11 protein-coding genes and 2 pseudogenes are annotated in these 13,717 nt (G+C 32.5%); 7 read left to right on the forward strand and 6 right to left on the reverse strand.

Translation table 11 applies throughout. The features are described from left to right. The first annotated feature begins 354 nt into the window (after positions 1-354). From HMPREF9129_RS03425 to HMPREF9129_RS03440, 4 genes are all read left to right on the forward strand, one after another. The gene (locus HMPREF9129_RS03425) at positions 355-774 is read left to right on the forward strand and encodes a PPC domain-containing DNA-binding protein (protein WP_004820382.1); all 420 of its coding nucleotides are present in this window, start codon (positions 355-357) and stop codon (positions 772-774) included. A gap of 241 nt (positions 775-1,015) precedes the next feature. Next, complete coding sequence (locus HMPREF9129_RS03430; protein WP_050794614.1) at positions 1,016-1,879, forward strand: class C sortase; 864 nt, start codon at positions 1,016-1,018, stop codon at positions 1,877-1,879. After that, positions 1,863-2,744: a class C sortase gene (locus HMPREF9129_RS03435; RefSeq protein ID WP_004820386.1), complete on the forward strand. Its 882-nt coding sequence runs from the start codon at positions 1,863-1,865 to the stop codon at positions 2,742-2,744. The genes HMPREF9129_RS03430 and HMPREF9129_RS03435 overlap by 17 nt, the downstream gene beginning before the upstream one ends. Then, positions 2,734-3,570, forward strand: a complete 837-nt coding sequence (locus tag HMPREF9129_RS03440; RefSeq protein ID WP_004820387.1) for a class C sortase — start codon at positions 2,734-2,736, stop codon at positions 3,568-3,570. The genes HMPREF9129_RS03435 and HMPREF9129_RS03440 overlap by 11 nt, the downstream gene beginning before the upstream one ends. Positions 3,571-3,646: 76 nt before the next feature. Here HMPREF9129_RS03440 and HMPREF9129_RS03445 read toward each other — a convergent pair whose 3' ends face one another. The 5 genes and pseudogenes from HMPREF9129_RS03445 to HMPREF9129_RS12770 form a co-directional block, all read right to left on the reverse strand. Next, entirely contained in the window at positions 3,647-4,297 is a 651-nt protein-coding gene (locus tag HMPREF9129_RS03445; RefSeq protein ID WP_004820389.1) for an ABC transporter permease, read from the reverse strand. Beyond that, a complete protein-coding gene (locus HMPREF9129_RS03450; RefSeq protein ID WP_004820390.1) occupies positions 4,294-5,208 on the reverse strand; it encodes an osmoprotectant ABC transporter substrate-binding protein in 915 nt (304 codons plus the stop codon). Before HMPREF9129_RS03450 ends, HMPREF9129_RS03445 begins: the two co-directional genes overlap by 4 nt. After that, entirely contained in the window at positions 5,205-5,840 is a 636-nt protein-coding gene (locus HMPREF9129_RS03455; protein ID WP_004820392.1) for an ABC transporter permease, read from the reverse strand. The genes HMPREF9129_RS03450 and HMPREF9129_RS03455 overlap by 4 nt, the downstream gene beginning before the upstream one ends. Next, positions 5,833-6,561 (reverse strand): CBS domain-containing protein, encoded by a 729-nt coding sequence (locus HMPREF9129_RS03460; protein WP_370882805.1) that lies wholly within the window; start codon positions 6,559-6,561, stop codon positions 5,833-5,835. The genes HMPREF9129_RS03455 and HMPREF9129_RS03460 overlap by 8 nt, the downstream gene beginning before the upstream one ends. 45 nt (positions 6,562-6,606) lie before the next feature. Beyond that, positions 6,607-7,034 (reverse strand): annotated as a pseudogene (locus tag HMPREF9129_RS12770) (ATP-binding cassette domain-containing protein); the annotation flags it as partial. A gap of 259 nt (positions 7,035-7,293) precedes the next feature. Here HMPREF9129_RS12770 and HMPREF9129_RS03465 point away from each other — a divergent pair. From HMPREF9129_RS03465 to murA, 3 genes and pseudogenes are all read left to right on the forward strand, one after another. Beyond that, entirely contained in the window at positions 7,294-7,995 is a 702-nt protein-coding gene (locus tag HMPREF9129_RS03465) for an ABC transporter ATP-binding protein (RefSeq protein ID WP_004820396.1), read from the forward strand. A gap of 4 nt (positions 7,996-7,999) precedes the next feature. Continuing rightward, positions 8,000-12,091 carry an FtsX-like permease family protein gene (locus HMPREF9129_RS03470; RefSeq protein WP_004820397.1) on the forward strand — a complete coding sequence of 1,364 codons (4,092 nt, stop codon included), beginning with the start codon at positions 8,000-8,002 and terminating at the stop codon, positions 12,089-12,091. A gap of 52 nt (positions 12,092-12,143) precedes the next feature. Beyond that, positions 12,144-13,401: pseudogene (gene murA, locus HMPREF9129_RS03475) on the forward strand (UDP-N-acetylglucosamine 1-carboxyvinyltransferase). Between the two features lie 75 nt (positions 13,402-13,476). Here murA and rd read toward each other — a convergent pair. Continuing rightward, a complete protein-coding gene (gene rd, locus HMPREF9129_RS03480; protein ID WP_040552270.1) occupies positions 13,477-13,641 on the reverse strand; it encodes a rubredoxin in 165 nt (54 codons plus the stop codon). Positions 13,642-13,717 lie beyond the last annotated feature (76 nt).

A 13,717-nucleotide genomic window follows, 5' to 3' on the forward strand; every position in this document is an offset into this window, starting at 1 on the left:
TTAATATAGAAAGTATAATTGATGTAATAGAAAATAAAACTTTAGATGGGCATTAAAAATGCTGTTATGCTGAACTTATTTTTAATTAATATTAACCACTAATTAAATTTTTATATTCAGCTAATTCCTATGAGTAATATTTTTAACCATTTCTTTAGTTAAATTATCCATGATGTTATTATATCATTTTGTCAATACATAGTCAGTGATTAGTATTAGAAGCTAGTTATCATCTTAAATCTAAAAGAGTAGTGTTAGGGAATGATTTTTAGTCATTACCCTGTTAATATTACTGATTTAATGATAAAATTCAATTAAGTGTTATTTAGTTAAGAGTATTTTTAGGGGAGGCTTATGGAATATAGAAAATTTGGAACAAGATACATTGTTAGAATGGACAAAGGCGAAGAAATAATTTCTAAACTTAAAGAATTTGTAATAAAGGAGCAAATAGATTTAGGATATATAACGGGTCTTGGGGCAGTTACAGATGTTGAAATAGGTCTTTTTAACACGTCTGAAAAGAAATACTATTCTAAAAAATTTAAAGAAGATTACGAAATTACAAGCTTACATGGAAATATCTCTACAATGCATGGAGAAACTTATCTACATCTTCACATGGCAATCTCTGATAAAGACCAAAATACATTTGGTGGTCATTTAAATAGCGCCACAATATGTGTAACGGGAGAACTTATAGTTGAAGTTTTATCTGGCAAGATTGATAGAGAATTCTCTGAAGAGATAGGAATAAATGTTATAAAATTTTAATTAAAGTGTAGCCAGTTAGGATGTCTTGTGAAAATGTGACATCCTATTTTTATATAAAGCTAAATTTTTTAATACAAATAGATATTAGATGATTAATTTAATTAAAGCTGCAAAAATATTGAATCTATCACAATTTAATAGTATGCTTGTATAGATTATTATTTTTATAATTTGAGAGGAGTAGTATGTCTGAAATAAAGAAGGAAAAGAAAAAAGAAAAAAGAGACAATGGCCTTTCGTAATCTTATTTACAATAGGATTTTTAGTTTTGTTGTATCCACAAGTTTCGAGAATATACTATCGTGTAGACTCAAGTCAGCAAGTGGCAACATTTGATGCTGAAAAGGCGAAGTTGACATCTGATGAAGTAAAGAGAAGAATTGAACTTGCAAAAGCATTTAATTCATCTTTAATAAATAATAATTTAGAAGACCCTTATTCTGAAGACCAAAAAAATCAAGGCAGAGCGGAATATGCTAGAATGCTTGAGATACATGAGCAAATAGGCCATATACAAATACCGAATATTGATGTAGACATTCCAATATATGCAGGAACAGCAGAAGAAGTTTTGCAAAAGGGAGCAGGGCATTTAGAAGGAACATCACTTCCGGTTGGTGGTAATAGTACACATACTGTAATAACTGCACATTCAGGTTTGCCAACTGCAAAGTTGTTTACGGACCTTAGAAAAGTAAAAGAGGGGGACAGATTTTATGTACACAACTTGGGAGAAATTTTAGCTTATCAAGTAGACCAAATAAAAGTTATAGAACCTTCGAATTTTGAAGACTTATTGATAAGTGAAGGACACGATTATGCAACCTTACTAACTTGTACACCTATAATGATTAACACACATAGGTTGATAGTTCGTGGGCATCGAGTGCCTTATGACCCGGCTATTGACAACAAGTTAATTGCTGAAAATCAAACAGGTTTTATGTACAAGTATTTATTCTTTGGACTTGGAGTATATATTCTTATAATGATCTATTTGATACTACATTATAGAAAAAGAGCCAAAAAATATACTCGTGAAATAAATAAAATTCTTGTTTTGAACAATGAAAAGTTAGGAGTTGACTATGAAGAGAAAAAATAAAAAGCGTACTTGGCCTTTTGTAATTATGTTCATAGTTGGATTCTTAGTTTTGATGTATCCATTGGTTTCTCAATATTACTATAGAATAGAAGCAAATGAACAAATAGTAGAATTTGAAACGAAGAGACAAGATTTAGACTCAAATGAAATTTTGAGAAGAATAGAATTGGCAAGAGCGTATAATGATACTCTTGACCCGTCAAGATTAGCCGACCCATATACTGACAGGGAAAAAGAAGGTATATCGGAGTATGCGAGAATGTTGGAGGTTGGAGAAAAGGTAGGTTATGTTGAAATTCCAAGAATAGACACTAATATACCGATATATGCAGGTACAAGTGAATCTATTTTACAAAAGGGTGCAGGGCATTTAGAAGGGACATCACTTCCAATAGGAGGAGAGAGTACACATACTGTAATAACTGCGCATAGGGGTTTGCCAACAGCTGAATTGTTTAGGAACTTAAATAAACTAAAAGAGGGGGATGTATTTTATCTTCACAATATTGAAACGGTTCTTGCCTATGAAGTTGATCAAGTTTTGACAGTTGAACCCTCAGATTTTGAGCCTGTATTGGTACAAGATAAGAAAGATTATGCAACTCTTTTAACTTGTACACCATATATGATAAACAGCCATAGACTTTTGGTGAGAGGACATAGAATTCCTTATGTACCACCATTTGATGATGGAGTGGCAGATTCATTAATTGTTAATATGAGCTATAGAGACTTGTTGATGTTTGAGATACCAGTAGCTATATTGTCTACAGCTTTAGCACTATATTATAGGAATGAATACAGAAAAAAGAGAAAGAAATTAGAAAGCCTTAAACAAGAATGGGGTGACTTAGATGACAAATAAAAAGAAAAATAGAAAAATATTGGGATATATTTTAATTCTATTGGGAATAGCAATACCTCTCTATGGATTCACTGGAATTTCAAAAAATATTTTTGTAAATAAAAGTGAATACAATTCATTTTCTAAAAGGGTGGTGTCTGATGAAGAGAGACAGCTACAAGAAAATAAAATAGAGGTTTATAACCAAAATTTGCAAGGAAAAGAGATTACGATTGTAGACCCTTTTGCAACGGATAAATTTAATACAAAATATGAAATTTCAGAAGACCCGGATGAAATATTTGCCTATTTAAAAATTCCAAAGCTTGATTTAGTTCAACCAATAAGATTAGATGCATCTAATAAACACATGGCAGAAGGTGTGGCTCATGTAGATGGGACTTCTCTACCGGTTGGTGGAGTGAACAACAGAAGTGTCATAGCAGGGCACAGAGGATATTATCAAAGTATAATGTTTTTGAATTTAGATGAGTTAACTGCTGGAGATAAGATATTTATCGAAAGAAATGGAGAGAGCTTAGAATATGAAGTAAAGGATAAAGAAATAATAAATCCTTCTGAATGGGAAAAGCTAATTCCAATTATTGGAAAAGATATGGTCACGTTGCTGACGTGTGATCCATTTTTACCACCAAGGCCACATAGATTACTCGTAAATTGCGAAAGAGTAGTGAGTGTACCTGAAAATACAGAAGAAGTTAAAGTAGAAAAGAATTCTCAAGCTAAGTTTATTAAGTATGGCTCTTTGGGAATCACACTGTTTGGGTGGATATGGCTTATATTTGTAGGTATAAAGTTCTTTAAGTTTTTAAAGAGAGTAAAATAAAAAAGTCCGCTAATGGTAAGCGTCCTTTACACTGTGTTGTACAGTATATAGGATTAAATCATTAGCGGATTTTTTATTATTTATTTTTAGTATAAGATACAGGCAGTAGTTTTTTCTCAACCCAACCAAGTAATACATCTGCAAGAATTGCCATAAGAGCTGTAGGAAGAGCTCCTGCTAAAATTATTGCCTGACCATGTGCAACATTTATGCCTCTTGTAATTATATCTCCAAGGCCACCGGCACCAATGAAAGTACCAACGGCTGTGACACCTATTGCAACTACTAATGCATTTCTGATTCCACCCATTATTACGGAAATTGAAAGAGGAATTTCTACTTTGAATATACTTTGTATTCGAGTCATTCCCATTCCCTTTGCTGCATCCATAATTTCAGGTTTAATGGAATTAATAGCTGTAACAGTATTTTTTAAAATAGGAAGTAGAGAATACAAGAACACAGCAAGTATAACAGTGTTTGAGCCTATACCTAATCCAAGCATTAAAATTGCAAGTAGTGCAAGAGATGGTATAGTTTGTAAAACATTGGCAAACCCTATTATAACATCTGACAAATTATATCTTCTTGATATGAAAAAACCAAGAGGTATCGCAACAATAGCAGCGAATAAAACACCGTAAATGGATATTAAAAAGTGTCTTATGAATTGTTCTACAACATACAACCCATTTATTGAGTAATAGGTGAACATTTCTTTAATCATAATTTCACCTCATCTTTAAAGTAATTATTTTCTTCTAAAAATTCTTTAGCTACAATTTGTGGCTCGATTAAATCTTCATCACTTCTCTTGTTCATATATTGCATTTGCTCACTAGAAATTTTGCCGCTCAAAGTTTTTAATATAACATCTATCTCGGGATGCTTTTTAACTATTTCAGCACTTGCTACAGGGGAGCAATCATATGGAGGGAAGAGTTGCCTATCATCTTCAAGAATTTGTAGACCATAGGAGTTTATTCTACCATCAGTTGAATATCCAAGCACAACATCCATTTCACCATTATTTATTGCCGAGTAGACAAGAGCTATTTCCATTGGATATATGTTTTTAAATCCATAACCATATTTTTCTTGGAAGCCATCGTATCCATCTCCTTGACGTTGTATCCAAGAAGAATCTACACCAACTTTTAAAGTATCTTTAAATTGTTCGAGTTCAGAAACTTTTGTGATGTTGTGTTCGTTGGCAAATTCTTTAGTAACCATAAAAGCATAAGTATTTGAAAATCCATAAGAATCATACCAAATTCTGTTAAATCTCTTTAGATACTCTTCTTGTGAGACTCTCAATGCTTCTGTTGGGTTCATTATAGCATCTAAACCGAGTTCGCCGGTTATAGAAGTACCAGTATACATTCCACCACTTAAGTTTACATCACCTTCATTCATTGCAGTGTGTATTAGAGTGGTCGAACCAAGGTTATTTATTATTGTAACTTTTAAGTCGGTATACTTTTTAATCATCTCTGAAACAATTTGAGAAAGTATTTGTCTTTCGCTTGTATTTCCAGCTGCAATTACTATTTGAGTGTCAGTATTGCCACCTAATCCAGGCATAGAACAAGCTGTTAGCAATAGACATAGCATAGATAATATTAATTTCTTTTTCATTTTGCACCTCCCGATACTTTGTAAGGGGATAGCTTCTTTTCAATTTTTCCAAGAACAAAATCAGCAAAAAGAGCCATTATACTAACAGGTATAGTTCCCCACACGATCATTGGAGGGATATAGTTGTTAAGTCCGTTGAAGATAAAATCTCCAAGGCCACCTGCTCCTATATAAGAAGCTAAGGTTGTCCAAGCTATTACATATACGGCACTAAGTCTTACTCCAGACATTATAACTGAAAGCGCAAGAGGTATTTTTACTTTAAAGAGTACCTGTTTTTCAGTCATTCCCATTCCCCTTGCAGCATCAATTGAATTTTTATCGACTGATACAATCCCAAGATAAGTATTTCTCAAAATTGGGAGAAGAGAGTATATAAACAGTGCTATTATAGCGGGAAGCTTTCCAACTCCAATAATAGTTATAATGGAAAGAAGTGCAAAAGATGGGATGGTTTGTAAAACTGATGCAAAAGCCATCACAATTTTAGCTACAGCTCTATTTTTAGTAATTAAAATTCCGATGGGAATTGCAAATAAGATACCTAGTAAAAGAGCGATACTTGCGATGAATAGATGTTCCAAAGATTTATAAAGAATTTCATTAGCATTGGATACAAAATAATTAATCATTTAAATTCACCTGTGCTTCCTCGGTAAGTTTTTTTAGTTCATCAGATGAAGAAGTATCGATAATATCCTCGACAATATCATCTTCACTCCATAAGTTTTCGTAAATTGTATCTACAATAGAAGCTCTTGTAACTATACCGACTAATCTTCGCTTAGAATCTACAACTGGAAGATTTTTAACTTTTAATTTGTATATTTGGTGAATAGCCTCTATAACTTTTGTGCTATTTAAAATAGGATGAGATTTAGTTAAGATAGTTCTAAGTGGAACATTTCGCTTACCTATTTTAACTAGGTCAAATATTCCGATATGTCCTAATAGTACTCCGTCGTCATCTGTTACAAATAATGTATCTACACGCTTGTTACGCATAAGTCTTATAGCTTCAAGAGTTGTGGTGTGTAAATTAGCATGTACCGGATTTTTGAGCATGATAGTTTCTACTGTATTATAAGAAGTTTTAGCTTCATTTAATTTTTCTTCTCCAAGGAGTTCTTTGACATATTCAGTTGCCGGATTTTTCAGTATGTTTTCTGGAGATCCTATTTGAATTACATGGCCTTTGTCCATAATAACTATCTTGTCTGAAAGTTGAAGGGCTTCGTCCATGTCGTGAGTTACAAAAATTACTGTCTTGCCCATTTCTTTTTGAAGAGATTTTACAAGTTGTTGTAGAGAATTTCTTGTAATAGGGTCAAGTGCTCCAAATGGTTCGTCCATTAAGATTATATCTTGGTCAGCAGCTAGAGCTCTTATTACACCTATTCTCTGTTGTTGCCCTCCAGATAATTCTGAAGGATATCTATCTAAGTATTCTTTAGGCAAGTCGACACGTTCTATAAGATTTTCAGCGATTGCTCTAAGTTTAGTTTCGTCCCATTTGAGTAGTCTTGGGACCATAACAATATTGTCAAAAATGCTCATGTGAGGCATTAATCCAATTTGTTGGATCACATAACCTATTTTTTTCTTAGTTCAACAGGGTTTTCTTGTTTAATATCCTTGTTGTCAATTAATATTGAGCCGTGAGTTGGTTCTGTCATTCTGTTAATCATACGCATACAAGTCGTTTTCCCTGATCCGGATGTACCTATGAAACACACAAATTCACCGTCTTCAATTTTGATGTTTACATCTTCACAGGCAACCTGATTGCCGGGATAAACCTTTGCTATTTCCTTAAATTCAATCATGTTTTAGCCTTTCTTTTTTAATAAATGATACTACTTATCTAATTAAATGTACTATATAAAATAAATATATACATTTTATATACCCATATATTGTAAAAAGTATACTATATAGAATTGTTGTTAAATTATTGAAAATTTGATTTAACTATATTTAGTGATTTAATAAAATTAAATAATGGATATAATTATAAAAAGCGTATAAATTTCAAAGCATTTAAATGTAAAAACACAAGTGATATAATTGTGCCGAGGTGAGAAAATGGCATTTATAGAAGTTAAAGACCTTTATAAAAAATATATAATGGGAGAAACCACAATTTTTGCCAATAATGGGATTAATTTTGAAATAGACAGGAATGAATTTGTGTTGATAATAGGTCCATCAGGAGCAGGTAAGTCTACACTTCTCAATATTCTTGGAGGAATGGATAGTCCAACTTCAGGTATTGTAAGTATAGATGGCAAAGACATTTCAAAATTAAACGATAGAGAACTTACAATGTATAGAAGAAATGATATGGGGTTTGTTTTTCAATTCTATAACTTAATTCCAAATTTAACGGTTAAAGAAAATGTAGAATTGGCAACTCAAATAGTAAAAGACGCATTAAAGCCTGAAATAGTTTTGGAATCTTTGGGGCTTAAGGATAGAATGTTTAACTTTCCATCACAATTATCAGGCGGGGAACAACAGAGGGTTTCAATAGCAAGAGCTTTGGCGAAAAAACCGAAATTATTATTGTGTGATGAGCCAACTGGAGCACTTGATTATAAAACAGGTAAACAAGTTTTAAAAATTTTAAAAGACACAGCTAAGACAACGGACACAACTGTAATAGTAATAACACATAATAAGGCTGTTGCACCTATAGCTGATAAAGTGATTGAAATTATGGACGCTAAAGTGAAATCAATAACAATAAATGAACAGCCAATGAATATTGATGAAATAGAATGGTAGTTTTATGAAGAATATAGAAAAAGATACTCTGAGAGAAATAAAAAATTCATTATCAAGATATATTTCCATACTTATAATTGTAGGGTTGGGTGTTTTTGTGTTGGTAGGACTTACATCAACTGCCCCAACTATGAGAAATAATGCCCAAGACAAAATAAAAAAAGAAAATACAGAAGATATTTTGGTGAGCTCAGTAATAGGATTTGAAGACAGTGATTTAAATTCTATTGAATCTCAAAATGGAATTGAGGAGCTTGAGTATGGATATGAAGTTCAATTAAAAGAAGACACGACAGGAAAACTTGTGTCTCTTTTTAGTATGCCATATAAAATTGGAAGACCTACTGTAGTTTCAGGTCGAAATATAAGAAATGGCAGAGAAATTTTATTAGATGCAGAGTTAGAAAAAGAATTTAAATTAGGTGATACTCTAACTTTTAGAAAAGAGTCCGGAATTTTTGACAAGAGTGATGAAAATAAACTTATAAGTTATGAGTACAAGGTCGTTGGCTTTGTAGAAAGTATGTCTTATATTTCAAATAGGAGTAGGGGAACTTCCCTTGAAGGGCTTGGAGAAATAAAGGGATTTGGCTACATATCCCCTGCAAATTTTAATACTAATGTCAAATTTGCAAAGTTAATATATAGCGGAACACGAGGCATTGAAACGTCATCTAAAGAATACAAAGAAATATTAAAACCTCATATAAATAGTTTGAAAGTAGATTTTAATCGTAGACCCGAAGAAAGATATGATGATTTAAAAGACGATTTAAAAAATAAAATATCTTCAGGAGAAGCTGATATTAAGGAAGCTGAAGATAAAATTAAAGATGGGGCAGAAGAACTTGAAGACGGAAAAGAAAAGTTGGAAAAGGGAAAAGCAGAGATTTCAGATGGAGAAAGTAAGTTAAGCAAGGAATCTAAAGTTGGAAGAGATAAGTTAGATGAAGCAAAAGACAAGTTAGAAAAATCAGAACGTGAAATAAAAGAAAATGAAAAAAAGTTAAAAGATGGAAAAAATAAATTAGACTCTTCTAAAATAGAGCTTGAAGATGGCAATAGAAAGTTACAAGACGGGAAAGCAAAAATTGAAGAAGCTGATAAAAAGCTACAAGATGGTGAGCTTGAGTACAACGAGGGCGAAAAGAAATATGAAAGAGGCTCCGGAGAGTTAGATAGTTCTCGAAAGACTTTGGACCAAGCTAAAAAACAATTGGAAGAAGGACGTAGAAAACTTGATGAAGGACTTCAAAGAATAGAAAGTTCAAAGGCAGAGTTAGAAGCCGGAGAACAAAAATACCAATTGGGGTTGCAACAGTATCAAGAAGGAGAGAAAAAATATTCAGAAGGGCTTCAAAAAATAGCAACTGAACTTGGAACAAGTGCCAATATAGATGAAGTGGATAGAAAGCTAACAGAAAATGAAAGTTATATTAAGTTAGTTGAAAAGATATTGTCAGAGTACAGAAGAGCCGAAGCAGAACTTAAGTCCATAGAACAAAGTATAAAGGAAAAAGAGAACCAAATAAAAATTTATGAGCAAGATTTAGAAAAATTGGAAACTGAAAAAAACTCAATAGATTCTTCTAGCTCAAGATATGCTGAGTTAGAAAGTGAAATAATTAAAAAGAGAGCTCAGATAGATTCGCTGAAGATGGACGTGCAAACTACAAGAGAAAGTTACAATGCCGCAATGGAATTAAAAAAACAATTTGAAAGTGAAATTTCAAAGTTGAGCATGAAATATGGCGGAGTAGATATTGTAAAAGAATATGATTCATTACTTGCGAATTTGAAGTTAGCAAGAGCAGGCGTGGACAAATTAAAAGAAAGCAGGAGAGAATTAGACAGAGCTGCTGTTCAATTGGAAGAGTCGAAGAAGACTATAGAAATGGGAAAGAAACAGCTTGAAGAGGGAATAAAAGCAGCTGAGGCCGGAGAAAGAGAATACAGAGAAAATCTTTTAAAATTTAAAGATGGAGAAGCTAAGTACGAAGAAGGTAAGAGAGAATTAAATACAGCAAGGCAAAAATTAGATGCTGCAAAACTTGAGATAGAGAGTGGAAAAGAAAAATTAAAATCTGCAAAATCGCAATATGATGAAAATCTTTCTAAATATAACGATGGAAAGATAGAGTATGAAAAGGGCAGGAGTGAATACGAATCCGGAGTTGAAAGGTTAAATGACGGAAAGAATGCATATAAAGAAGGCCTAGATACTTATGAAAAAGCAGAAGACACTTATTTTTCTGAGATAAATTCTGCACGAGACAAACTTGAAAAAGCAAAGAGAAAACTCTATAAAAATGAAAAGGAACTTATAAAAGGTCAAAAAGAATTTGAAAGCAAAAAACTTGAAGCTGATGAAGCAATACAAAATGGCAAGAGTGATTTAGAAGATGCAAAGAGAGTGCTGAAAATTTTAAAGGTACCGAGATACAAAATAACTCCAAGATATTCAAATGCATACTTAAATGCATATTTAAAAGATGCTGACAGTGTAGACACATTGAGCCTTGTGTTCCCAATATTTTTCTTTTTGATAGCAATGTTGGTTACATTTACAACTATGACCAGAATGGTTGAAGACAATAGAATTAATATAGGAACATATAAAGCCTTGGGGTATACAACTGGAGAAATTTCAAAAAAATATTTCATGTATGGAAGTAGTGCAGCCATAATAGGAGGAGTAATAGGGGCTATTGTAGGTTCAACACTGTTACCTAGTATAATAGGAAATGCATACTCTACAACAACTATATTTGAAAATCATTTGAACTATTATTTCTACCCTGGCAAGGCGATTTTATCAATATTGGTTGGATTAGTGTTCAGTGGTGTGGCAGCTCTGATATCAGTTAGAAAAACTTTAAAATCAAACACAGCAAGCCTACTCAGAAAGGAAACGCCAAGAGCTGGAAATAGAATTTTACTTGAAAAAATTCCGTTTATCTGGAATCGTATGGACTTTTTATTTAAAGTTACAGCGAGAAATATTTTCAGATACAAGAAGCGTATGATTATGACAATAATAGGTATAATGGGCTGTACCGCACTTCTAATTTTGGGATTTGGTATAGAAGGCTCTGTAAATGGAATAGGCAATAAACAATTCGATGAGATTATGAATTATGACCTATCTGTAACTTATGATGAACTTTTAGATGAAGATTCATATCAACAATACATCATTAGTAAGAATAAAAAAGAGTTTGAAAGAACAGGAGTAAATTTAGAACAATTTGAATTTGATTACAAAGACGTCATTGAAGATTTGACACTGATGAGTGTAAAATCTGACAAAACAATAAAAGACTTTGTAAACATAAGGGATAGAAAGAGTGGCGAAAAAATAGACATACCTGAAAATGGTGTGATAATAAGTGAGAAAACAGCAAAGTTAAAAAAATTAAAAATAGGAGATACTTTAAAGATAACAAGTAGTGAGGGGATATCTTTTGAAGTAGAAGTTTCTGAAATAATGGAAATGTATATGGGACATTATGCTGTAATGGGTAAGGATTATTATAATAGAGTATTTAAAAAAGAATTACAAAACAATACAGACTTGTATAAAATAGATAAAGATGTTGAGAGTATTAAAGATGAATTTCAAAATTATAAATCTGTTGTGTCAGTTGTAAATATGAATTCAGTACAAGAAATAATGAATGAATATATGAATTCAATTGAAAAAGTTCAAGTGATTATAACAGTTGCATCAGCTCTTTTAGCTATGATAGTCCTATACAATTTGACGAATATAAATATAGTGGAGAGATTGCGAGAGATTTCAACAATAAAGGTATTGGGATTTTATTCGTATGAAACCACAGCTTATATATATCGTGAAACAGGTCTACTCACTGTGTTAGGTATAATCTTTGGAGCACTTGTAGGAAAATTACTTCACTACATTGTAATTCAAATAGTAGTTCCAAACGAAGCCATGCTGGACCCTGTATTGACATTAAAATCATACTTTGTTTCAATTTTTATAACGTTATTTGTGAATTTAGTCATAATGTTGATTTTCCACAATAAACTAAAGGGCATAAATATGGTAGAATCTTTAAAATCAAATGAATAATTGATATAACACGTGTTATAATACTTATAACAATAGTTCGGAGGAATATAACTTGGAAAAAATAATTGTAAAAAAATCTGAGCCATTAAGAGGGACAGTTCGCATAAGTGGAGCTAAAAACGCAGCACTACCGATTTTAGCTGCTTCTTTACTTGGAACAGAAGATGTAGTTCTTGAAGACGTACCGGGTCTTAAAGATGTAGATATAATGTGTCAGGTGCTTGAAAGTTTGGGGAGTACTGTAAAGAGAGTAGAAAAAAACAAAATAATAATAAATTCTAATAATTTGAGTTCATACGTGACCAATTATGAGTTAATGGGAAAGATGAGAGCATCTTTTTTTAGTTATGGGACCGCTTCTTGGCAGAATGGGAAAAACTGTTAATTCTCTTCCAGGGGGTTGCAATATAGGTGCAAGGCCTATAGACTTACATTTAAAAGGTTTTGAAGCTCTTGGAGCAAAAATTGAAAATAATGTTGGTGATATTACAGCAAGTTGTGAAAAACTAATAGGTGGTACAATATATTTAGATTTTCCATCTGTTGGGGCTACAGAAAACATAATGACAGCAGCTGTGTTAGCTGAAGGAGAAACTGTAATTGAAAATGCTGCAATGGAACCTGAAATAGTAGATTTAGCTAATTTTTTGAGAAAGATGGGGGCTAAAGTAGTGGGAGCCGGCACATCAACTATAAGAATTAATGGAGTAAAAGAATTAAAAGGCTGTACTCATCAAATAATACCTGACAGAATAGAAGCTGGAACATTTATGGTTGCGGCAGCTATGACAGAAGGAGATATAAAAATTGAAAATGTGATAGCATCTCATATAAAACCTGTTATTGCAAAGCTTGAAGAAGCGGGGGCACAAGTAATTGAAGAAGACGACAGCCTTAGAGTAATAGGGAATTCAATTAAACGTCCTATAAATATAAAGACATTGCCCTATCCGGGATTTCCAACAGATATGCAAGCGCAGTTTATGGCATTTACAACAACTTTAAACGGGAAGAGCACAGTTAAGGAAACTGTGTTTGAAAATAGATTTATGCATGCAGATGAACTTGTGAAAATGGGAGCAGATATAAACACCAAGGATAGAGAGGCAAGAGTTGTAGGGCCAAGTCAATTAAAAGGTGCAAAAGTAAATGCTACAGATTTAAGAGCAGGAGCAGCTTTAATTCTTGCCGGTCTTATTGCAGAAGGTGAAACTGAGATAGGCGAAATTTACCATATAGATAGAGGATATGAGGATATAGAAGAAAAATTTAGAAACCTTGGAGCAAATATTGAAAGGGTTGAAATTTAAAGTTATGGAGAAATCCATAGCTTTTTATTTTGGAGTAAAAAAATAAGAGCGACTAGCGCTCTTAAAAATTTTTAATTAGTCTTCGTAAACTTCGAAGTCTTCTTTTCCAGCTCCGCAAAGTGGGCAAACCCAATCTTCAGAAACATCTTCAAATGCTGTGTTAGGTTCAACTCCGTTGTCAGGATCTCCTAAAGCTGGATCGTATATATATCCACAAAGTGTACATTCAAATTTTTGCATGGGGTGTTCTCCTTTCATAATTTAAATATTTAAAATTTATAGTTAATTATTACCCACAAAATTTTAAATATAACTA

Origin of the sequence: Peptoniphilus indolicus ATCC 29427 (assembly GCF_000227315.1) — a bacterium.
GTDB classification, from domain to species: Bacteria; Bacillota; Clostridia; order Tissierellales; family Peptoniphilaceae; genus Peptoniphilus; species Peptoniphilus indolicus.

Coding starts and splice junctions, on each gene's coding strand:
- HMPREF9129_RS03425 (WP_004820382.1), top strand. CDS start 355: ATGGAATATAGAAAATTTGGAACAAGATACATTGTTAGAATGGACAAA.
- HMPREF9129_RS03435 (WP_004820386.1), top strand. CDS start 1,863: ATGAAGAGAAAAAATAAAAAGCGTACTTGGCCTTTTGTAATTATGTTC.
- HMPREF9129_RS03440 (WP_004820387.1), top strand. CDS start 2,734: ATGACAAATAAAAAGAAAAATAGAAAAATATTGGGATATATTTTAATT.
- HMPREF9129_RS03445 (WP_004820389.1), bottom strand. CDS start 4,297: ATGATTAAAGAAATGTTCACCTATTACTCAATAAATGGGTTGTATGTT.
- HMPREF9129_RS03450 (WP_004820390.1), bottom strand. CDS start 5,208: ATGAAAAAGAAATTAATATTATCTATGCTATGTCTATTGCTAACAGCT.
- HMPREF9129_RS03455 (WP_004820392.1), bottom strand. CDS start 5,840: ATGATTAATTATTTTGTATCCAATGCTAATGAAATTCTTTATAAATCT.
- HMPREF9129_RS03460 (WP_370882805.1), bottom strand. CDS start 6,561: ATGGACGAACCATTTGGAGCACTTGACCCTATTACAAGAAATTCTCTA.
- HMPREF9129_RS03465 (WP_004820396.1), top strand. CDS start 7,294: ATGGCATTTATAGAAGTTAAAGACCTTTATAAAAAATATATAATGGGA.
- HMPREF9129_RS03470 (WP_004820397.1), top strand. CDS start 8,000: ATGAAGAATATAGAAAAAGATACTCTGAGAGAAATAAAAAATTCATTA.
- rd (WP_040552270.1), bottom strand. CDS start 13,641: ATGCAAAAATTTGAATGTACACTTTGTGGATATATATACGATCCAGCT.